At 58.7% G+C, this 21,303-nt stretch carries 20 protein-coding genes and 1 pseudogene; 11 read left to right on the top strand and 10 right to left on the bottom strand.

Going from position 1 to position 21,303, the window contains the following annotated elements; translation table 11 throughout:
• The first annotated feature begins 124 nt into the window (after positions 1–124).
• The 3 genes from G5137_RS03935 (at position 125) to G5137_RS03925 (ending at position 2,832) form a co-directional block, all read left to right on the top strand.
• Positions 125–1,336, top strand: a complete 1,212-nt coding sequence (locus G5137_RS03935; protein WP_421254961.1) for a NupC/NupG family nucleoside CNT transporter — start codon at positions 125–127, stop codon at positions 1,334–1,336.
• A gap of 458 nt (positions 1,337–1,794) precedes the next feature.
• The gene (locus G5137_RS03930; RefSeq protein ID WP_288727526.1) at positions 1,795–1,944 is read left to right on the top strand and encodes a hypothetical protein; all 150 of its coding nucleotides are present in this window, start codon (positions 1,795–1,797) and stop codon (positions 1,942–1,944) included.
• A gap of 354 nt (positions 1,945–2,298) precedes the next feature.
• Entirely contained in the window at positions 2,299–2,832 is a 534-nt protein-coding gene (locus G5137_RS03925) for a metal-dependent hydrolase (RefSeq protein ID WP_421254960.1), read from the top strand.
• A gap of 140 nt (positions 2,833–2,972) precedes the next feature.
• On the opposite strand, the gene G5137_RS03920 is transcribed toward G5137_RS03925, so the two are convergent.
• The 3 genes from G5137_RS03920 to G5137_RS03910 form a co-directional block, all read right to left on the bottom strand.
• Positions 2,973–3,449 carry a hypothetical protein gene (locus G5137_RS03920; protein ID WP_421254959.1) on the bottom strand — a complete coding sequence of 159 codons (477 nt, stop codon included), beginning with the start codon at positions 3,447–3,449 and terminating at the stop codon, positions 2,973–2,975.
• Positions 3,446–3,910, bottom strand: coding sequence for a hypothetical protein (locus G5137_RS03915; protein ID WP_266134206.1), 465 nt, complete (start codon positions 3,908–3,910; stop codon positions 3,446–3,448). The genes G5137_RS03920 and G5137_RS03915 overlap by 4 nt, the downstream gene beginning before the upstream one ends.
• A 96-nt stretch (positions 3,911–4,006) precedes the next feature.
• Positions 4,007–5,005 carry a patatin-like phospholipase family protein gene (locus G5137_RS03910; RefSeq protein WP_421204041.1) on the bottom strand — a complete coding sequence of 333 codons (999 nt, stop codon included), beginning with the start codon at positions 5,003–5,005 and terminating at the stop codon, positions 4,007–4,009.
• A gap of 185 nt (positions 5,006–5,190) precedes the next feature.
• On the opposite strand from G5137_RS03910, the pseudogene G5137_RS03905 reads away from it, so the two are divergent.
• Positions 5,191–5,402: pseudogene (locus tag G5137_RS03905) on the top strand (IS481 family transposase); the annotation flags it as partial.
• Between the two features lie 605 nt (positions 5,403–6,007).
• On the opposite strand, the gene trpA reads toward G5137_RS03905, so the two are convergent.
• The 6 genes from trpA to G5137_RS03875 are packed head-to-tail and all read right to left on the bottom strand — an operon-like array spanning position 6,008 to position 12,849.
• The gene (gene trpA / locus G5137_RS03900) at positions 6,008–6,814 is read right to left on the bottom strand and encodes a tryptophan synthase subunit alpha (RefSeq protein ID WP_421254958.1); all 807 of its coding nucleotides are present in this window, start codon (positions 6,812–6,814) and stop codon (positions 6,008–6,010) included.
• Positions 6,811–8,004, bottom strand: a complete 1,194-nt coding sequence (gene trpB / locus G5137_RS03895; protein WP_005347359.1) for a tryptophan synthase subunit beta — start codon at positions 8,002–8,004, stop codon at positions 6,811–6,813. The genes trpA and trpB overlap by 4 nt, the downstream gene beginning before the upstream one ends.
• Positions 8,005–8,051: 47 nt before the next feature.
• Complete coding sequence (gene trpCF, locus G5137_RS03890) at positions 8,052–9,560, bottom strand: bifunctional indole-3-glycerol-phosphate synthase TrpC/phosphoribosylanthranilate isomerase TrpF (protein ID WP_421254957.1); 1,509 nt, start codon at positions 9,558–9,560, stop codon at positions 8,052–8,054.
• Entirely contained in the window at positions 9,560–10,588 is a 1,029-nt protein-coding gene (gene trpD / locus G5137_RS03885) for an anthranilate phosphoribosyltransferase (protein ID WP_421254956.1), read from the bottom strand. The genes trpCF and trpD overlap by 1 nt, the downstream gene beginning before the upstream one ends.
• 15 nt (positions 10,589–10,603) lie before the next feature.
• Complete coding sequence (locus tag G5137_RS03880) at positions 10,604–11,221, bottom strand: aminodeoxychorismate/anthranilate synthase component II (protein WP_013723977.1); 618 nt, start codon at positions 11,219–11,221, stop codon at positions 10,604–10,606.
• Entirely contained in the window at positions 11,218–12,849 is a 1,632-nt protein-coding gene (locus G5137_RS03875; protein WP_421254955.1) for an anthranilate synthase component 1, read from the bottom strand. Before G5137_RS03875 ends, G5137_RS03880 begins: the two co-directional genes overlap by 4 nt.
• A 436-nt stretch (positions 12,850–13,285) precedes the next feature.
• On the opposite strand from G5137_RS03875, the gene rnm reads away from it, so the two are divergent.
• From rnm to tesB, 6 genes are all read left to right on the top strand, one after another.
• Positions 13,286–14,167 carry an RNase RNM gene (rnm, locus tag G5137_RS03870; RefSeq protein WP_421254954.1) on the top strand — a complete coding sequence of 294 codons (882 nt, stop codon included), beginning with the start codon at positions 13,286–13,288 and terminating at the stop codon, positions 14,165–14,167.
• A gap of 106 nt (positions 14,168–14,273) precedes the next feature.
• Positions 14,274–14,894 carry an L-threonylcarbamoyladenylate synthase gene (locus G5137_RS03865; RefSeq protein ID WP_005338129.1) on the top strand — a complete coding sequence of 207 codons (621 nt, stop codon included), beginning with the start codon at positions 14,274–14,276 and terminating at the stop codon, positions 14,892–14,894.
• Positions 14,887–15,756 carry a segregation and condensation protein A gene (locus tag G5137_RS03860; RefSeq protein ID WP_199251931.1) on the top strand — a complete coding sequence of 290 codons (870 nt, stop codon included), beginning with the start codon at positions 14,887–14,889 and terminating at the stop codon, positions 15,754–15,756. Before G5137_RS03865 ends, G5137_RS03860 begins: the two co-directional genes overlap by 8 nt.
• Positions 15,740–16,312: an SMC-Scp complex subunit ScpB gene (gene scpB, locus G5137_RS03855; RefSeq protein ID WP_005350230.1), complete on the top strand. Its 573-nt coding sequence runs from the start codon at positions 15,740–15,742 to the stop codon at positions 16,310–16,312. The genes G5137_RS03860 and scpB overlap by 17 nt, the downstream gene beginning before the upstream one ends.
• A gap of 134 nt (positions 16,313–16,446) precedes the next feature.
• Positions 16,447–17,370 carry a 23S rRNA pseudouridine(2605) synthase RluB gene (gene rluB, locus G5137_RS03850; protein ID WP_005347347.1) on the top strand — a complete coding sequence of 308 codons (924 nt, stop codon included), beginning with the start codon at positions 16,447–16,449 and terminating at the stop codon, positions 17,368–17,370.
• Between the two features lie 229 nt (positions 17,371–17,599).
• Positions 17,600–18,466, top strand: coding sequence for an acyl-CoA thioesterase II (gene tesB / locus G5137_RS03845; protein WP_005338122.1), 867 nt, complete (start codon positions 17,600–17,602; stop codon positions 18,464–18,466).
• A gap of 78 nt (positions 18,467–18,544) precedes the next feature.
• Here the strand turns inward: tesB and aceK are convergent, their stop codons facing one another.
• On the bottom strand, positions 18,545–20,272 hold the full coding sequence (gene aceK, locus G5137_RS03840) for a bifunctional isocitrate dehydrogenase kinase/phosphatase (protein WP_139463162.1): 1,728 nt from the start codon (positions 20,270–20,272) through the stop codon (positions 18,545–18,547).
• Between the two features lie 206 nt (positions 20,273–20,478).
• On the opposite strand from aceK, the gene G5137_RS03835 reads away from it, so the two are divergent.
• A complete protein-coding gene (locus G5137_RS03835; RefSeq protein ID WP_421208620.1) occupies positions 20,479–21,186 on the top strand; it encodes a tRNA/rRNA methyltransferase in 708 nt (235 codons plus the stop codon).
• Positions 21,187–21,303 lie beyond the last annotated feature (117 nt).

Below are 21,303 nucleotides of genomic sequence, written 5' to 3'. Positions count from 1 at the left end.
ACCCGCCACTAACCTGTAGGTTTGTGGTCTGCGTGTCGCGTGGGTCGGCACTTCTCCCGCCGGATCGCCCGCGACGCCTGTCTGCAGACTTGCCATATGAAACTCCTCTCTTCATAGGTGCAAGATGACACTGTTATTGAGTCTGGTCGGTATGCTGGCCCTGATGTTTATCGCCTGGCTGGCGAGTGAAAACCGCCGAGCCATCCGCTGGCGAACCGTGCTGGGGGCGCTCGCCCTGCAAACCGGTTTTGCTGCCCTGGTGCTCTATTTCCCCCCCGGACAAATCATGCTCGGTGCCATGAGCAATGGCGTCTCCGCCCTGCTCGGCTTTGCCGACAGCGGCATCCGTTTCGTGTTTGGCGATCTGGCCAGCAACGGCTTTATCTTCGCCGTGCGGGTACTGCCGCTGGTGATCTTTATCAGCGCGCTGATTGCCGTGCTCTACCACTTCGGCATCATGCAGTGGGTGATCCGGGTACTGGGCGGCGCCATTCACCGTCTGCTCGGCACCAGCCGCGCCGAATCCTTGGTGGCCACCGGCAATATCTTCCTGTCGCAAGGGGAGTCGCCGCTACTTATTCGCCCCTTCCTCGCCGGTATGACCCGCTCCGAACTCTTTGCGGTGATGACCTGCGGCATGGCCTCGGTGGCGGGCTCGGTGCTGGGGGGGTACGCCGGTCTGGGTGTGGATTTGAAATACCTCATCGCCGCCTCCTTTATGGCGGCGCCGGGTGGCCTGCTGATGGCCAAACTGCTGGTGCCGGAGCAGCAACAGGTGAGCGATCAGACCGAGATCACCCTCGACAAGAGCGACTACAGCAACGCCATCGACGCGCTGGCGGGCGGCGCTATGGGCGGCATGAAGATTGCCGTGGCCATCGGTACCATACTGCTGGCCTTCGTCAGCGTCATCACCATGATCAACGCCGGTCTCACCACCGTCGGCGAGTGGTTCGGCTGGGCCGATCTCTCCCTGCAGCAGCTGCTGGGTTATCTGTTTGCCCCTGTGGCCTGGCTGATTGGTGTGCCTGCCAGCGAGATGATGGCGGCAGGCTCCCTGATTGGTCAGAAGGTGATCATGAACGAGTTTGTCGCCTATCTGGACTTTGCCAATATCAAGGCGGATCTGAGCGCCCATACCCAGATCATCATCACCTTCGCGCTGTGCGGTTTCGCCAATCTGGGCTCCATTGCGGTGCAGCTTGGCTCCATCGGCACCATGGCGCCGGAGCGCCGTCACGATGTGGCCAGTATGGGCTTCAAGGCGGTGTTGGCGGCGACCTTGGCCAACCTGATGAGCGCCACCCTGGCCGGGATCTTTGTCTCGCTGGCCTGATAGTGTGATGCAATAGCCGGTTAGTCTGCGGCAGAAACGAAGACCCCCCTCTTGCCGCTTGGCAAGAGGGGGTCTTTTTATTGGTTTCGCCGGTTGGGCAACTGCGCTGCCTGCCCATTGAAAATGTTGGTAGCACTGCTTAACGCCATTTCGGCGCTGTGCCAGATAATCCGGTTCGGCGAGGAGCGCGGCTCCAGTATGGGACTACGCCAAACCGGGTCATTTTATCACCGTGTGTTTCGGTGGACGTGGGCCTCGTTGTGTTTCGCGTAACGGGGCGGCAGCAGCTGCTACAGTGTGTCACCGTGCAGAATGAATAGTTTTTTAGATTGAATGTTGCATATTCAATCGATTATTTAGTTGGGCGTTTGGGGGATGTGTGGTGTCTGAATAGGGGAGCAGGTTGGCCAATGCGCCGTCAGCCAGTCTTTAAGCGGTCATACAAAGGAGACACTCTGATGGAAACACTTGACCTTAACATCGACACCATGCGCGAAGAGTTCCAGCTTCAGGAACGCAAAAAAGCCCAAGAGAAGTGGCAAGCCCGAGTCGATGAGCTGCAACAGATTCGGGGTGAGGAGAGACAAGCGGAGGAGCAGGAAGAGTAGTGCTCGCTCCCGGGCGAAAGTTGAGGTAGCGAACGCTTCGTATCGGCTACCCGTTATCTACCACCGATAAAAAACCACCGACCTTTTGCAGGTCGGTGGTTTTTTTATGGGTAGCCGCTGAGCTGATTGGATGTCGGGGAGATGATCGGAGAGGGGCCCCGTCTGGCTGTGCTCATCATCGAACAGGGATGCAATACCGGAGCTGCCATCCTTTGGGGAGTGGCCATGCAGTGGCTTGCCTGCACAGACCGGTTTTCTGATTTCCTTTTAAAGATCCATGTTCCAGAGCACTTCACCTTCACTTCACCGAGCGGGGGTAGGGTAGGCTTACGTTTTCAGTTGGAGCTTCACCCTATGCCCACCATAGTCACTCACGCCGCTGTCCCTCTCTGCCTTGGGCTGGGGCTTGGCAGCCGGATTATCCCGCCGCGCCTGCTGCTGGCTGGGGTCGCCATCGCCATGCTGCCCGATGCCGATGTGCTCGCCTTCAAACTGGGGGTCGCCTACGGCCATGTCTTTGGCCATCGCGGCTTTACCCACTCCCTGCTGTTTGCCTTTGCCTTGTCCACACTGGCCATGCTGTTTCACCGCCAATTTCGGGCCAGCGCCGCCACCGTCTGGTCATTTCTGCTGGTGTCGCTGCTCTCCCACAGCCTGCTCGATTCCCTCACCACCGGCGGCAAGGGGGTTGGCTGGCTCTGGCCGTGGCGTGACGAGCGTTTCTTCGCCCCCTGGCAGGTGATCCGGGTCGCCCCCTTCAAGCTGGAGGCCTATCTCACTGCCCGAGGTGAGGCGGTGATCCTCTCCGAGCTCTACTGGGTCTGGCTGCCGGGGGTTGTATTGATGCTGGTATTGATGGGATGGCGGGTGTCGAGAAAGGAGAGGTAGTGGTGGGATTGTAAAGGGGGATATATCGTGGCGGAGCAAAAGAATAACAACTTGGACACCCATCTTTTGGGTTCTGGCGATGTAACGTCTCGCTCAGAAAGGTGGGTGTCCCAATTTTCAGTGCTTGTTGGACTGCGTACTTATCTGTTTACACCAAACGTAGTTACATCCAAAGGGGCGACAGTGAATACCTCCACGCTGTAGACCCTGTCAATGTATGTTTGGAAAAACCAGAAACTCATTGCCAGAATTGCAAGCCCTATTACAGAGCTGTTGATTTCAAAGCTGCCGGCGCCTATTTTAAAGCTAAATGAAGATTTTCCACCTTGTTTTGCATCTTCTCTAAATTGTAGGAAGCTTAGGAAGAGACCCATTGAAACCATAATAAATACCATTATAGCAATGGCGTTCGTCTGCCACTGTTGCTGCTTTAGTTTGTGCTCCATATCACGCATTACTTCGGCTTGGTGTTGCGTAATTCGTTGCAAGTATTCTAGCTGAAGATCGTAAGTTTTCGTACGGTATTCAACATATGGGTTTAGCTCTTCAGCTCGTACTATATTTGCAGCAACCATGCTGAACCAAAGAATGGTAATAACAAGCTTTGTAAGTTTCATTGCTGCCCCCCGTTTTCGGTAATTATACTGTCATATAAAGCGGCCTTATTTATGAGTTTATCGTATTCAATTTTGGTGATCGTAACTGTAGAGATAAATCCACCTATGCTTTCACCCCCAATTGTAAACAGTGGAGTGTCAGTTCCGCCAGTGTTTCCACCGAAAATAGGTCCACCGCCAATGGTTACTCCTGTAGAACATGCTGGACATGTCCGCTTGAGCTCTGATAATAATGAAAGAATTCTTGTTCGGTCGTCCCCGGTGTATTGATTAGGTACTTTTAGATCCAATTTGGAAATGTCCACCTGAAAATTATGCAACTTAAAAATTTGGTTTGCCCCACCAACTTCTAATTGTTTGAAATCCTGCATTTGTATCTGAGGAAGTTTATTTTCTAGATTTTTAGCACTAGCTAAATTTGTTAATGCAAGCGCTGCAACCATTAGCTTATATTTTGACATATAATTTACCTATAGGATTTTATTAGAGGATCCAATATTGGGGATACCCAGCGTTCTTTAGCCCATTAAGTTGAGCACCTTGTTATATTCTAAATGTTAACTTTCTATGCTTACCAATAAATCAGCGATTTCGTCTAATTGTTTGTCAAACACTTCTGAATTTCTAATACCGGCATCCCTCAATCTCTCAAGATTCTCTCTTGTTGCATTATCTAGCGCCGGATCAGCTCCATACAGTTCTGGCTGAATTCTAAAGTATTTAGCATTTGGTACAGTCGATGCAATTTGCTTCAAATAATACTCTGTCATTTGTGGGCCGCCTTCAAGTGCAATGTCAATTACTGGCTTTGCCCAACCAAGTGGCCCCCAGTCTTTTACGTCTGAATATGAATAGCTTTTTAATTTTTTCCCTGTGCCAATCGAAAGGATAATCATATCTTTAATACCGCTGACGCCCATGTTGACGGCTTCTGAATAAGCACATAGAGCTGGGTCGTTTGCTACCACACCACCATCAACTAGAACAAACTTTTGTTTTAACGGAGATATGGAATATATACGTGCCGCCTCGAAGTATGTTGGCGCTGCAGTGCTGCCTCGTAATAACTCTCTCACTAAAAAATCTTTTTGGTTTTTTATGGCAGTGTGTTGTTTGAAAATCCTAGGTTCTCGTCTGTCAACGTCATAGGAAACAAAACAAGTTGGTTTTAATAATTCACTAAGCTTTGTTTCTCCAAATGCTTCCATCAATACTCTCTCAAGCTCTTTTGCAGAGTATTTCTCGTCGCTTGCTCCTCCTAATGTGCCAATGGAACGCCAAAATTTAACATCGAATATTTCGTCGCCATCTTCAAGGTAAAAACTTACTGCCTCTTTAGCAGAATACTTTGGTCGTCCTTTTTCATTGGGACAAACATATGCTGCACTCAGAATTGCACCTGTGCTTGTCCCAGCAACCAAATCAAAATAGTCTCCAATTCGTGCGCTTGTATTATGCGATTTGATTTTTAATTTTTCCTCAAGCGATATTAGTATTTGGCCAGGTAGTATTCCTCTGATTCCGCCCCCATCAATAGACAGTATTCTAAATGCCATTTTCTAGTCTCCTTTGTGATGTAAAAACATAAAGTTTGGTTAAGACCTGAACCCGTTGATATATCTCACCTGTACTGTGCATTTTTGAAAAAAAGCCTGATAACAAGATAGATAATAGGCCAGATAAATACAAAGATGGCAGTGATTATGATGTAGGAAGCCACGGCACTAACTGGCTTGTTGCGCGACGGCACCGCACACTGCTGGATGAACAATTCCACATCAAAGGGAGAGCGACCTGGTATGAGTCGGTAGAGCAGATGCAGACAGATCTGAACAGCTACCTAGAGCACTACAACAACCAGCGACCACATCAGGGCAGGATGATGGAGGGACAGACCCCTACAGCAGGTTCAAGAAGGGTCTGAAATTGATACCGAAGGAAGTGAATGCGTAGATGCCTTCACCCCAGCCCTCTCCCAAGGAGAGAGGGAGCATATCTGCTGTTAGACGGGGCAGTGGGTTGGCACGGTGTTGATCCCCCTCTTATTCGCTGTGGCGAGTCCTCCTGTCCAGGCCGCGAGGCAGGATGCCGAGCGAGCGGCGCTGGGCCATGGGCAAAATCGGTAGAGGGCGAGCACCGCTCGACCCGATTTGGCGCGAGAACACGGATGTGCGAAGCGGGCTTTGGGCGAAGCCACGGACGGCGGAGGCCAAAGGCCCATCGGCGCGTGCCGTTGGACAAGAGGATGAGCCGAAGGTACCCGACGTCAGTCAGGCGAATAAGCGGGGGAGAAGACCTTTGGTGTTATTTGTTAAAGAGAGCGGGTCTTTCCAAAGTCACTCGCCCAGGCCCGAAAGGCGGGAGAAACCCCATCGAGGGCTGCGCCCTCGTGTCCTGCGTGGCGAAGCCGCGCCATAGCATCAGCATCAATTCCGCGAACGTCTGATTACGCTTCGCTAATCAGACCTACAAGGGTGGCTCCAACCAGGGATGGTGGACAACAAAGGGAGCCCGCTTGGGCTCCCTTGCTTGTCATGGGGGGGCGTTTGACTGAACGCTTAGCGCAGGGTCGCCGCCTTCATCCCTTCTACAAACTCTTTCAGACGGGTCAGCATATGCTCCGGGTTATGGTGGTGGGTCTCGATGATCTTCACCACGGCGGATCCGGAGATGGCACCGGCGGCGCCAGCTGCGATGGCTTCACGCACCTGAGCTGGCTCGCTGATGCCAAAGCCGAGCAGGGCGGGGGCGGCGTTGAACTCGCGCAGGGTATTGATCAGCCCCTCAACCGGCATGCCGGCCTTGGTCTCGGCACCGGTGACGCCGGCGCGGCTCACCAGATAGGTGTAACCATTGCCGAGCTCCGCCACCTGTTTCAGGGTCTCGGCGTCGCCATTGGGCGGGGCGATAAAGATGCTGTCGATACCGAACTTGTCGGCGGCCGCCTTGTAAGGGGCGCACATCTGCACCGGTACGTCGGCGACCAGCACCGAATCCACGCCCGCCTGCTGGCACTTCTCGTAGAAGCCGTCAATTTTGCGCACATAGATCAGGTTGGCGTAGACCAGCAGGCCAATGGGCAGCTGCGGGTACTTGGCGCGGATGCGGCCGAGCAGCTCGAAGCAGTCGTCCGGGGTGGTGTGGCTGGCAAAGGCCCGCAGGGCGGCGCCCTGAATGGTGGGGCCGTCCGCCACCGGATCGGAGAAGGGAATGCCGAGCTCGAGGGCATCGGCGCCCCCAGCGACCAGCGCGTCGACGATGGCCAGAGAGAGTTCAGGAGTGGGGTCACCCAGCATCACGAACGGCACAAAGGCGCCCTGATTGGCCGCGTCCAGACGGGAGAAGAGTTGTGCGTAACGGTTCATGACAAGGTTCCTTCTTTTTCAAAGATGTCGGCAACGGTGAAGATATCTTTGTCGCCACGGCCGGAGAGGTTGACGATCAGCACCTGCTCTTTTTCCGGTTCACTGCGGGCCATTTTGAGGGCGTGAGCCAGCGCGTGGGAGGACTCCAGCGCCGGGATAATGCCTTCGGATTTGGCCAGCTCCTGGAAGGCGTCCAGCGCCTCCTTGTCGGTCACCGAGGGGTACTCGGCGCGGCCGATGGCGGCCAGATGGGCGTGCTGCGGGCCGACGGAGGGGAAGTCGAGCCCCGCCGAGACGGAGTAGGACTCCTGAATTTGCCCCTGATTGTCCTGCATCAGGTAGGAGTGCATGCCAAAGAAGACTCCCTTGCTGCCGTGACCCAGCGGCGCGCCGTGCTCGCCACTCTCGATGCCGTGACCACCCGGCTCGACGCCGATGAGACGCACTGATGGCTCATCGATAAAGTCGGCAAACATGCCGATGGCGTTCGAGCCACCGCCGACGCAGGCGATCACCGCATCGGGCAGTCGCTCCTCCTTCTCGAAACACTGGGCCTTGGCCTCTTCGCCGATCATCTTCTGGAACTCCCGCACGATAGTGGGGAAGGGGTGGGGGCCGGCGGCGGTGCCGAGCAGGTAGTGGGCCGACTCGTAGTTGGCAGCCCAGTCGCGCAGCGCCTCGTTGCAGGCATCTTTCAGGGTGCTGGAGCCGGAGTGCACCGGAATGACGGTGGCGCCCATCAGCTTCATGCGAAAGACGTTGGGCTTCTGGCGTTCGCAATCCTTGGCACCCATATAGACCCGGCACTTGAGGCCGAGCAGGGCACAGGCCAGCGCAGTGGCCACGCCGTGCTGACCGGCACCGGTCTCGGCGATGATCTCGCTCTTGCCCATCCGCTTGGCCAGCAGCGCCTGACCCAGCACCTGGTTGGTCTTGTGGGCGCCGCCGTGCAGCAGGTCTTCACGCTTCAGATAGAGGCGGGTCTTGGTGCCCTTGGTCAGATTGCGGGTCAGGGTGAGCGGAGTCGGGCGACCGGCATACTCGGTCAAGAGCGACTGAAACTCGGCGATAAAGGCCGGGTCATCCTTGGCATCGACAAAGGCTTTCTCCAGCTGGAGCAGGGCCGGGATAAGGATTTGGGGCACATACATGCCGCCAAATTCGCCGAAAAACGGGTTGAGCAGGGTCATGGCTTCTTCCTTGTATTAGCTAAATCGAAACATCAAAAAGGGTTGCGTTACAGGTTGCGCAGTGCGCCGAAGGCAGCCGCCAGCTTGTGCGCATCCTTCTGGCCCGGGGCACTCTCTACCCCGGAGTTGAAATCAAGGCCGAGGCAGCCCACTTGTGCCGCTTGCAGGGCGTTGTCGGGATTAAGGCCGCCCGCCAGCATCAGCTTGTTCTTGTCGAGCGTGGCCAGCAGGGCCCAGTCGAACGCCTGACCGGTGCCGCCGCTCTGGCTGCCTACTTTGGTATCCAGCAGCAGGCGATCGGCCGGATAGTCGAGGGCAGGCAGCGGTTCGCCGCTTTCTTTGCCGAGAGAGACGCCTACTGCTTTCCAGATCTGGCAGCCAGTTGGTAGCAGTGGGCGCAGTTCCTCGATATAGGCAGCATCCTCATCCCCGTGCAGCTGGACAGCCGCCAAATGCAGTGCATCCACCGTCTTGGCGATGGTGGCGGGCTGGGCATTGCGAAATACCCCGACGTAGGACAGCGGCGCGCCCGCCATCACGGCGCGGGCGGCGGGGATGTCCACATAGCGCGGGCTTTTCGCCACAAAGATAAGACCCCCGAACACCGCGCCCGCCTGATGGGCGGCGGCGGCATCCTCGGCGCGGGTCAGGCCGCAGACCTTGTTCTGACCCAGTACCAGCTTGCGCACAGCCGCTTCCAGATCCGGCTCGGCCATCAGGGATGAGCCCACCAGAAAGCCCTTGGCGTGGTGGCGCAGATCCGCTACCTGAGCGCGGTGGTTGATGCCGGATTCGCTGATCACCACCCGATCGCTCGGAATATCTTTAGCCAGCTGTTTGGTGCGGTTGAGATCGACGCTCAAGTCGCGCAGATCCCGGTTGTTTATGCCAATCACCGGAGCCCCCAGCGCGATGGCGCGGGTCAGCTCCTCCTCGTTGCTCACCTCGGTGAGCACGCCAAGACCCAGCTCCTTGGCGACCGCAAACAGGGCGCGATAGCCCTCGTCGGTGAGCACGGAGAGCATCAGCAGAATGGCGTCCGCCTGATAGTGACGGGCCAGATAGACCTGATAGGGGTCAATCATGAAATCCTTGCAGAGTACCGGCTGGCTGACGCGGCTGCGCACCCGCGGCAGGAAGGCGAAATCCCCCTGAAAGAACTTCTCGTCGGTCAGTACCGAGATGGCGGTGGCGTATTTGCCATAGATGTCGGCGATGGCCTCCGGGCTGAAATCGTCGCGGATCAAGCCCTTGGAGGGGGAAGCCTTCTTGCACTCCAGAATAAAGCGGGTGGAGCCCGCCTTGAGCGCCCCGACGAAATCCCGATCGCTGGGGGTCAGCGCGCTCTGGAAGCTCTCCAGCGGCTGGGCCAGTTTGCGGGCGGCGACCCACTCCTGCTTGGCCGCCACGATCTTGCCGAGAATGGTCTGGCTGATGGAGGCCATGTTCAGAAAAGCATGGGGGGCAATAAGGTCTGACATCTCGTTATCCTTGCGAAACTGGCTCTTGCCCTGTGGGCGTTCTGAATGACTGCTGTGCAATGTGGTGGCTGACATCATCCCTCCTGATGGCCCGCTTCCTGATGGCTCAAAGTGGCGAGCCGAGCAGCCAGATCTGCTGCCTTGCCGCTTGCCAGCACAGCCAGCCCCTCGGCCGCCGCGCTCTTGAGATCCTTCGCCTTGCCCGCCATCAGCAGCAGTGGCGCCACATTGGCTGCGATGGCGGCGTTGTGGGCCGGGGTGCCACGCCCTTCCAGAATGGCGGCGGTGATGGCGCGGTTCTCTTCAGGCTCACCACCCTGAATGGCGCTGACCGGATAGGTCTCGAGGCCAAAGTCAGCCGGGGTGAGCAGAAACTCGCGGATCTCGCCGTCACGGATCTGGGCCACCTGGGTCGGGCCGTGAATGGCAATCTCGTCGAGCCCGGCGCCGTGAACCACCATACCGGTTTTCAGCCCCAGTGCCAGCAGGGTTTCTGCGATGGGGCGCACCAGCTCGGGGGCATAGACCCCCATCAGCTGATAGGTGGGGCGAGCGGGGTTGATAAGCGGCCCCAGCACGTTGAACAGGGTGCGGGTCTTGAGGGCTTGGCGCACCGGCATGGCATGGCGCACCCCGGCGTGGTACTGGGGGGCGAACAGGAAGCAGATGCCGAGCTCGTCCAGACAGCGGCGCGCCTGCGCCGGGCTCATGTCGAGCTTGATGCCCATTTTGTCCAGCAGATCGCTCGAACCCGACTTGCTCGAGACCGAGCGGTTGCCGTGCTTGGCCACTTTCAGGCCGCAGGCGGCGGCGACCAGCGCCGAGGTGGTAGAGACGTTGATGGTGTTGAGACCATCGCCACCGGTGCCGACGATGTCGCAAAATTCATAGTCCGGACGCGGGAAGTCGCGCGCTTCTGCCAGCAGCGCCTCGGCGGCACCGGCGATCTCCTCCGGGGTTTCCCCCTTGATCTTGAGGGCGGTCAGCAGGCTTGCGAGCACGATGGGATCCACTTCGCCACGTACCACCTGGCCGAAGGCGTCGCGGGTACTTTCACGGCTCAGAGACTGACCCTGATAGAGGGTGTTGAGATGTTGATGCATGTTGGTCTCCTTACCTTAACGCACGCTGCTTTCTGGGCGGGTGATATGGGCGAGCGCCTGAGTCAGCAAACGGGCCCCTTCCGAGGTCATGATGGATTCGGGATGGAACTGGAAACCCAGCACCCGCTCATCCTGCTGCTCAATGGCCATGGGCATGCCCTGATAGTGGGCAATCACCGTCAGCTCTTCCGGTACATAGGTGGCGACCAGCGAGTGGTAGCGGGCCACCGGTAGCGGGCTCGGCAGACCGGCAAAGGCGCCGTGGCCGTTGTGCTCAATCAGGGACCGCTTGCCGTGGACGATCTCGCCCGCCGCGCCGACGGTGCCACCGTAGGCTTCGCACAGGGCCTGATGGCCGAGACAGATACCGAGGATGGGCACCTGACCGCGGGCCAGCTTGATAAGGTCAATCAGGCAACCCGCCTCATGGGGGGCTCCCGGCCCCGGCGAGAGCACCAGCACGGCATCCCCTTCGCAGGCGGCAATTTCGCTCATGATGCGGCTGGCCGGCAGGCTGTTGCGGTAGATCCGCACCGGATAGCCGAGGGAGCGGAACTGGTCGACGAGGTTGTAGGTAAATGAATCGAAGTTATCGAGCAGGAAAATGTTAGTGGCTGTTGATCCGGTACTCATTGGCTCACGTCCTTATGTTGCTCCTGCTGGGCGCTCAGGGCTTGCAGGGAGGTGCCATGGCTGGCGGCGATGGCGGCCAGCACGGCGGCCGCCTTGGCGCGGGTTTCGTCCGCTTCGGCTTGGGGTTTGGAGTCATAGACCACCCCGGCACCGGCCTGCACATGGGCCACGCCATCTTTCACGAAAGCAGAGCGAATGACGATGCAGGTATCCATCTCGCCAGCGCCGTTGATGTAGCCGACCGCGCCGCCGTAGCTGCCGCGGCGCTTGCCTTCCACCATGCGAATAAGCTCGCTGGCGCGGATCTTGGGGGCGCCGGTCAGGGTACCCATGTTCATGCAGGCCTGATAGGCGTGCAGGGCGTCAAGATCAGAGCGCAAGGTACCGACAACCTTTGAGACCAGGTGCATCACGTGGCTGTAGCGATCCACTTTCAGCAGTTCCTTGACGTAACGGGTACCCGGTTCCGAGATGCGGGCGATGTCGTTGCGGCCCAGATCCACCAGCATCAGGTGCTCGGCCACCTCTTTCTCGTCCTGACGCAGCTCCAGCTCGATGCGGCCGTCGAGATCCCGGTTGATGCTGCCATCCGGGTTGAAACCGCGGCGGCGGGTACCGGCGATGGGGTACATCTCCACATCGCGGCTGGCGGCGCAGAATTTCACCGCGCTCTCGGGGGAGGCGCCAAACAGGGTGAAGCCCTCATCCTGCACGTAGAACATGTAGGGGCTGGGGTTGGTCTGCTTGAGGCGGCGATAGGCGGCCAGGGGGCTGGGGCAGGGCAGGGAGAAGCAGCGGGACGGCACCACCTGGAAGATGTCGCCACGGCGGATAAAGCCCTTGAGCTTCTCTACCTCGGCGCAGAACTGTTTGTCGCTCTTGTCCACGCTCATGCCACCGGTCAGGGGCTGGGTGGTCAGCTCGGCGCTTAGAGGTTGCTGGCAAATCTGTTTGAAGTCGGTGAGCCGTTCGGTCAGGCGGATGTATCTGTCTTCCACCTGGCTTTCGTCGCTGTCGCCGCCAAAGATGCAGGCCAGCAGTTGAGTGGTGCGTTCGATATGGTCGATGGTGATCAGGGTCTCGGCCACGTAGAAGCAATAGTCGGGGCAGTCGTTGCTCCCCTGTGGCACTTCGGGCAGATCTTCAAAAGAGGCGATGAGGTCGTAGGCGAAGCTGCCCGCCATAAACAGGGCTTCTTTACCCAACTGGCAATCAAGCTCCCGCTGCAGGGTGCGCAGTACGTCCAGCACGCTGCTCCCCTTGAGGCGGGAATCTTCATCCTGCTCCCGATCGGAGGCCGGGAAGTCGAGCTGCAATTCGCCATCTACCAGCGAACGAGCCACCACCGCAGGCAGACGGTCAGCTAGCAGGCTTTGCAACTGGGCGCCGTTGTCGTTCAGGCTGCGAACCCGCACGGTGCGGCCACGGCACTCGATGCGCAGGCAGGCATCGACCAGCAGCAGGCTCTGCTTGCCCGCCTTGGAGTCGATCTCCACCGATTCCAGCAGCAGGTTGTTGGGACGGCCCTGACAGAGGCGGGTATAGAGCGCCAGCGGATCGGCCACATAGGGGGCGTTGAGCTTGAGGGTATCGAATTCACCCAGAGGAAGGCGATGTGTGGCTGTCATAGTGCGTTCCCTTGCGTGTGATGCGTGTTACCGATGTTCATGACGTTGAATTCCTTAGAAATTTAATTGGTCCGGGGTGGCTGGTTCAGGGGCGCCATCGCCAGGTCAGCTTGCTTGTCTGAATTCTCGGTTTCATCACAGGTCCATTTGCCGGATAATAAAAAAGCCCGCTGGGGTCAGCGGGCTTTTTCTTTGGGTTCTTAATTTGCTGTCAGATTACAGGTACAGCAACGACCACACGCCCGCATGTCAGGGAGTGTGCCACCACCAGATGGTCAGGATGGAAGTCGTTTGCATGATAAAGTCCTGTAAAAAGATGTTTGCAATGAAGTGCCTACAGAAAACGATAAAGCCGCGGCCAAGTCAAGTCGCTTTTTAGCCTTCTTTCACCGATTTGCCATGAATGGTGACCTGACCACGAGAGCGGAATAACCTGATGAGATTCGATCTTCACTGCCATACCACTGCCTCCGACGGGGTGCTGAGCCCAGCCGAACTGGTGCGCCGCGCAGCTGAAAAACAGGTCGAGGTGTTAGCGGTTACTGACCACGATACCCTTTCCGGGCTTGATGAAGTACGCCGCACCATCGAAGCCGAGCAACTGCCGCTGCGACTGGTGAGCGGGGTCGAGATCTCCACCGGCTGGGAGCATCACGAAATTCATATCGTGGCGCTGGGGGTGGATGAAAAAAATCCGCAGCTGACCGACTTTCTGGCCGGTCAGCTGGCCCGTCGCGAGGCGCGCGCGCTGGAAATCGGGCGTCGTCTGGATAAGTGCCTCATCCCCGGCACCTATGAAGAGGCCAAGGCGCTCGCCGGTGACGCCGCCGTGACCCGCGCCCACTTTGCCCGGGTGCTGGTGGCACGCGGGGTGGCCGACAATATGCAGAAGGTATTCAAAAAGTACCTGAGCCGTGGCAATAAAGGCTATGCCCCGGCCGAGTGGCCCGAGATGAGCGAAGCCATCGCTGCCATTCACGCCGCGGGTGGGCTGGCGGTGCTGGCCCACCCCAGCCGTTACGATCTCACCGCCAAGTGGATCAAGCGGCTGCTGGTGGCCTTCAAGGCGGCCGGTGGCGATGCCATGGAGGTCTCATTGCCCCAGCAGAGCCCGCAGGAGCGGGCCAATCTGGGCCAGTGGGCCAAGGATCACGACCTCTATATCTCGGTGGGATCGGATTTTCACTTTCCCTCCAACTGGACCGAGCTGGGCCGCAACCTCTGGCTGCCCAAAGAGGGGATGCCCGTATGGCTGGCCTATCCAAGTCACTTTGGGCTCACCACCGAGCAACACGCCGAGCTGCTGGCGAGTCGGTAACGGCGCCAGCGAAGCAGCCACAAACAGGTTAAGGTAGTGTCATGGGTCTTTGACCCGTGACCATACGAGCGGGCAGGTATTGCTGCCCCCATTGCGAGAACAAGCTATGAGTCAGCATTTTTACGTACATCCGGAAAACCCCCAGGCCCGTCTGATCGGTCAGGCGGTACAGATCATCCAGAACGGCGGCGTGATCGTCTATCCGACCGACTCCGGTTATGCGCTGGGTTGCCAGATGGGTGACAAGGGCGCGCTGGAGCGCATCTGCCGCATCCGTCGCCTCGACGCCAACCACGACTTCACCCTGGTGTGCCGCGATCTCTCCGAGATCTCCACCTACGCCAAGGTCGACAACAGCGCATTTCGCCTGATCAAGAACAATACCCCGGGCGCCTACACCTTCATCTTCAAGGCGACCAAAGAGGTGCCGCGCCGCCTGATGAACGAGAAGAAGAAGAGCATCGGCATCCGGGTGCCGGACAACAAGATAGCTCAGGCGCTCTTGGAAGCACTCGGCGAGCCGCTGCTCTCCACCACATTGATCCTGCCGGACTCCGAAATGGCCGAGTTTGACCCGGAAGAGATCTTCGACAAGCTGGGCAAGCAGATCGATCTGGTGGTCAACGGCGGTTATCTGGGTGAGCAGCCCACCACTGTGGTCGATTTCTCTGACGACGAGCCGGTATTGCGTCGTCGCGGCGCCGGGGACCCGACTCCGTTTGAGTGATGTCGCTGAACCGGTGACAGTTCCTTCCGCCGAGACGGGGGATGGCGCCGCGCTACCCATCGCGAAAGTCCTGGGGCAGCCCTATCACGAGCTGCCCCAGGACCTGTTCATCCCGCCCGATGCGCTGGAGGTGTTCCTCGATACCTTCGAGGGGCCGCTGGATCTGCTGCTCTACCTTATCCGGCGTCAGCAGCTCGATATCCTCAACCTGCCGATCCTGCAGATCACCGCCCAGTACATGGAGTACGTGGAGCTGATGCAGGGGCTCAACCTTGAGCTGGCAGCCGAATATCTGCTGATGGCGGCCTGGCTCGCGGAGATAAAATCCCGCCTGCTGCTGCCCAAGGCGCCGGAGCTGGAGGATGAAGAGGAGGGAGAAGACCCGCGGGTGACCCTTATTCGCCGCCTGCAGGAGTACGAGCGTTACAAGGTAGGGGCGGAGAGGGTCAATGAGCTGCCACGGGTAGAGCGGGAGATTTATATCGCCACTGCCTTGCCCCCCGATTTTGGCGCCCTCAAGCCACTGGCGCCCGATGTTTCGCTGGTTGAGCTCGCCCTTTACATGCAAAGTGTGGTAAAACGCGCGACTCATTTCGAACATCACCAGATCCGCCGCGAACAGATCCCGACCCGGGTGCGCATGGCGGAGATCCTCGCCATGCTCACGTTGGGCCAGACCCTGCGCCTTGAGCAGGTGCTGCGCGCCGAAGAGGGGCGCATGGGGGTACTGGTGACGTTTCTGGCCCTGCTGGAGCTGTGCAAGGAGCAACTGATCTGGATCCTGCAGGCTGAACCCCTTGGCCCAATTCATTTCGCATTGGCCGAGCAGAGCGAGGAGGGCAACCGTGGCGCTGCCCACTGAACGACTCAAGACCCTGATCGAAGCTGCGCTGTTTGTGGCCGGTCGCCCGCTCAATGTCAGCGAACTGAAAAGCAGCGTGCTGGCGGATTATCCGGTGACCAGTCGCTATGTTCAGCTGCTGTTGGCCGAGATCAGGCAAGATTACAGCTCGCGGGGCGTCGAGCTCAAAGAGGTCGCCTCCGGGTGGCGCTTTCAGGCGCGTCAGGAGTATGCCGAGGAGCTCTCGCGGCTCTGGAGCGAGCGGGCTCCGCGTTATTCCCGCGCCGTGATGGAGACGCTGACCCTGATCGCCTATCGCCAACCCATCACCCGGGCCGAGATAGAAGCGATCCGCGGGGTGGCGGTGTCGAGCCAGATAGTGAATACCCTGAAAGAGCGTGGCTGGGTGCGCAGCATCGGCCACAAAGAGGTGGCCGGTCGCCCCGAGTTGCTCGCCACTACCAGAGAGTTTCTGGATTACTTTAATCTGCAGAGTCTGGAGCAGCTCCCCGAGCTGGATCCGGAGCTGCAACCCCTGTTGCCCTCTGCGGTGGACGGGGAGAGCGATGCCCGGTGAATTGCGCCCAAGCGTGCCGATGTCACCGAGATATACATTTTTCAACTGTGGCGAGTGCTCTAACCGGCGTTTGTTACAGTTAACCCCGTTGCCCCTATTACCTGTGGGCAGCGATCAACAATCAGGTAACCCCGATGAGTGAAAAACTGCAAAAAGTGTTGGCCCGCGCGGGTCACGGCTCCCGTCGTGAGATGGAGGCCCTGATCACCGCAGGTCGGGTCAGTGTGGATGGCAAGGTCGCCACACTGGGGGATCGCGTCGAAGTGAACGCCGTGATCCGGGTGGATGGTCACCAGGTCAAGACCCGTGCCGCAGAGGAAGTGATCTGCCGCGTACTGGCTTACCACAAGCCGGAAGGGGAGATGTGTACCCGTCACGATCCGGAAGGTCGTCCCACCGTGTTTGATCGTCTGCCCAAGATGGAAGGTGCCCGCTGGATTGCGGTCGGCCGCCTCGACGTCAACACCTCCGGTCTGTTGCTGTTCACTACCGATGGTGAGCTGGCCAACCGCCTGATGCACCCGAGCCACGAAGTGGAGCGGGAATACGCGGTACGTGTCTTTGGCGAAATCACCGAAGCCATGCTGCAGCGTCTGCGCAAGGGCGTGCAGCTGGAAGATGGCACCGCCAAGTTCAACAAGATCAAACCGGCTGGCGGTGAAGGTCTGAACCAGTGGTTCAACGTCACCCTGACCGAAGGTCGCAACCGTGAAGTGCGCCGCCTGTGGGAATCCCAGGAAGTGCAGGTGAGCCGCCTGATGCGTATCCGCTACGGTGACGTCAAGCTGGACCGCGGCATCCCGCGCGGCGGCTGGCAAGAGCTGAAACTGCCGGAAGTGAACTACCTGCGCGGTCTGGTCAACCTGCCGCCGGAGACCGAATCCAAGGTCGATCTGCAGCAAGATGGCAAAACCAGCCGTCACAAGCAGGCCGCCCAGATCCGTCGCGCCGTGCAGCGTCACAAAGAGATGCAGGGCAAAGAGCCGCGCGCTCGCGCCACCACCGCCCGTCGCAAGCCGCAAGCCTCTACCCGCAACTCCGGCACCGGCAGCAAGTAAGCCGATAGCCTGTTGCGTACTGAACGCTGTTCAAGTGCTCAGTCGGCCAAGCAAAGGCCCGCACCAGATGGTGCGGGCCTTTTTGTATCAACCCCCCTGGCTGGTAAAAGGGGGGTTGGTGAGAAATTGAGGGGAATTTCTGTCGTCTGTTTGCCCGCAGACTCGCCGCTGCGGTTGCTCTGCTCCGGTGAGCTTGTTAGCCTGTGCGGCTCTGATAGAGGAGTGAACAATGAGCAAGGTACTTGATGAGCTGCTGGCGTTGTTGGCGCTGGAAAAAATCGAGGAGGGCCTGTTTCGGGGCCAGAGCCAGGATCTCGGTCTGCGGGCCGTGTTTGGCGGACAGGTAATGGGGCAGGCCTTGTCAGCCGCCAAGCAGACGGTCGAGACCGGCCGTCAGGTTCACAGTTTTCACTCCTACTTCCTGCGTCCGGGGGATGTGACCCGTCCCATCGTCTATGACGTGGAGAATATCCGTGACGGCCAGACCGTCTCCACCCGCCGGGTCAAGGCGATTCAGGGCGGCAAGCCCATCTTCTATCTCAACGCCTCGTTTCAGGTGCCGGCCGATGGTTTCGAGCATCAGGCGCAGATGCCGACCGGCATCACCCCGCCGGAGGAGCTCAAGAGTGAGCTGGAGCTGGTGCGCCCCTACGAGAACCTGATCCCGGCCTCTCTGCGCGACAAGATCCTCTGCGAGCAGCCCATCGAGATGCGTCCGGTGACCCTGGTCGACCCTATTCGGCCGACGGTGCAGGATCCGGTGCGCCACGTCTGGTTCAAGGCCAACGGTCAGATGCCGGACGATCTGCGGGTGCACAAATACCTGCTGGCCTACGCCTCCGACTTCAACTTCCTGCTCACCTCGCTGCAGCCCCACGGTGTGTCGTACTGGGAGCCGGATATGCAGGTGGCCACCATCGATCACTCCATGTGGTTCCACCGGGATTTCCGCTTCGACGACTGGTTGCTCTACGTGGTAGACAGCCCGAGCGCCAGCAGCGGTCGCGGTCTGGTACGCGGTCAGTTCTTCACCCGTGACGGGGTGCTGGTGGCGAGCACCATGCAGGAGGGGGTGATCCGCCGTCGCGGCAGTTAAGTCGCGCAGCGGTCAGCAAAACGGGGTGGCTTTGGCCACCCCGTTTTCGTTGCTGCGATGTGCGCGGGCGCTGCGGGATCAGCCGCCGCGCTGGTACTTGAAGCGCTTCTTGCGCCGGTAGGGATAGACATCCTCGAACACCCCCACCTTGATGTTGCTCTGCAGCATCTTCCAGTAGTTGGCGTCGAACATCTCCTTGTGCAGCTGCAGCATGATCTCCCGCACCTGCGGCTTTTGCAGCAGGAAGGTGGCGAACTCCTCGGGGAAGATGTCGTTGGGGGCCACCGAGTACCAGGGCTCGGCGCTCCACTCATCCTCGGGGTAGCGCGGCGGCGGGATCTGGCGGAAGTTGCACTCCGTCATGTAGCAGATCTCGTCGTAGTCGTAGAAAACCACCCGGCCGTGGCGGGTGACGCCGAAGTTCTTGAACAGCATGTCCCCCGGGAAGATGTTGGCCGCCGCCAGCTGCTTGATGGCGTTGCCGTACTCCTCCAGCGCGAGCCGGGTTTGCTGCTCGTCCGCCTTGTCCAGATAGAGGTTGAGGGGGATCATCTTGCGCTCGGTATAGAGGTGCTTGATCACCAGCTTGTCGTCGCTGATGGTGAGGGCTGACGGTGCCACCGTCTTGAGCTCGGCAAGGAGTTCGGGCGAGATGCGATCCAGCGGAAACTCGAAGTTGGTGAACTCCTGGGTATCGGCCATCCGGCCAACCCGGTCGTGCTGTTTAACCAGCCGGTATTTTGCCTTCACCTGCTCGTGGCTCACATCCTTGGGCGGGGTGAACTCGTCTTTTATCACCTTGAACACCACATCGTAGGAGGGGAGGGTGAACACGCTCATCACCATCCCCTTGATGCCGGGAGCGATGATGAACTGATCCCGACTCTGGGCCAGATGGTGACGGTAGTGGCGATAGAGCTCGGTCTTGCCATGCTTCTGGCAGCCAATGGCGTTGTAGATCTCGTAATCGGGCTTGTGGGGCATGATCTGGCGCAGGAAGGCGACAAACAGCGCCGGTTCGCGGGCATAGACCATGAAATAGGCGCGGGCGAAACCAAACACGATGGAGGCGAGATCCGGCTCGAAGATGACGGTATCCACATAGATGCTATGGCCGGTGCTGAGCAGGGGCAGGATAAAGGGGAACACCTGATCCCGGGCCCGGATCAGCCCCACCAGATAGGCCCCCTTGTTGCGGTAGAACACCTCTTTGAGCAGCTCGATGGCAAACGGCTCGTCATGGATGATTTGCGGGCCGTTCTCGGCAAGATGGCGGTGGATGTCGACAATATCTCGCTGCTTGTCCTCATAGGGGAGGGTGAAGCTGTAATCCCCCAAAAGTTGGCTCAAGGTCTGTGGCAGGTGGGCCAGATCGGTGCGATAGACCCGTAGCAGGGCGCTCAGGTCCGGTTTTTCGCCACGGCTGACAAAGGGGTGGATATAGAGGTTCTCGTCACGGATATTGCGATGGCGAAAGATCCGGCGATAGACGGAGTTGAAGAAGGACTCCGCCACCTCGAAGTTGTCACAACGGGGCAGCAGATCGCTGAAGGCGCTCTTGACTCGCTTGAGCAGCTCCTGAGTGGCGTGGTGCTCCCCCATCATCTGGCGGATAGAGCTGGCGGTGGCCCCCACATGGTGGTCATAGAGGCGAATTCGCTCGCGCCCGGCGAGCTGCACCCCCAGCCAGTCACTGTTCTCGAAGCGGCTCTTGCTGCCCTGGGTTATCTCGAGAAACCGGCTGTAAAACGACTCGAAGCGTTGCAAGATAGTTTCGGCGACGGCCTGTTCCAATGGCTGCTGCATCTCTCTCTTCCTTGTGATCTGTCGGGCCGATAGCGCGAAGGATTGGGTGTAATTTGTTCACACGTCAGGCCACTATCGCAACATTCAAACGTCTGTTCAAGTGGCAATTTTCGGGGATAAACGGTAGATTGCGCCCCTGTTTTGGTGATGGTTTAGCGACTGTTTGCTGTCTGTTTGAGAGGCCGTCCGGCCTGTGAGGAAACCCGATGAAGCTCTATTTTGTCCTGGTGGCACCTGCCCGACCTGCGAATGTGGGGGCGGCTGCCCGCGCCATGAAAACCATGGGATTCGATGCCATGCGACTGGTGGCGAGCCGGGTACACGAAGAGGAGGAGGCGAGCTGGGTAGCCCACGGCGCCCAGGAGATCCTGACCCAGGCCGAGGCGTTCGATACCCTGCCCGAGGCGCTGGCCGACATGGATCTGGTGATCGCCACCACTGCCCGTGAGCGCGGTCGCTACCAGCACTACCTCACGCCGGGGGAGATCCGCGAGCAGATCCGCGCCAAGCCATCACTCGGCAAGGTCGCCATCGTCTTTGGCTGCGAGGAGTCGGGGCTCTCCAACGAGCAGCTGGCCGAGGTCGATCTCATCAGCTATCTGCCCCTCAAGGTGAGCTACCCGTCTCTCAATCTGGGGCAGGCGATCATGCTCTACGCCTACGAGATGAGTCAGCTGATGGATGAGCTGAACGCCGACGGCGCCACTGCGGTAGCAGAAAATTTTGATAACGCCGGGCAGGTTCGGGTGCTGAAAAGCAAAACAGCAGAATTGCTGGGTGAACTCGGAGTTTCGCAGGATGAAAAACTGTATCAATGGGTGATGGACCGGGTGCCCATGCTGCCGCAGCGGGATTTGAACATGCTCCACCTGCTCTGCAAAGACCTTGCGCGCAAACTTGGCAAAGAGGTTTAAGTTGACAGCCCAGCGCCCGCCGCGGTATTGCTAAAAGCCAGCTTCGTCAACGAGTGTTCGTCATGCAGTTATTCACCAACGTCATCACCACCACCATTATTACCGGTACCACCACAG

Origin of the sequence: Aeromonas sp. 600282, assembly GCF_049175755.1 — a bacterium.
GTDB lineage: Bacteria > Pseudomonadota > Gammaproteobacteria > Enterobacterales > Aeromonadaceae > Aeromonas > Aeromonas veronii_A.
Note: the sequence above shows the minus strand (reverse complement) of the source record. Positions and strands in the feature narration are given on the sequence as shown.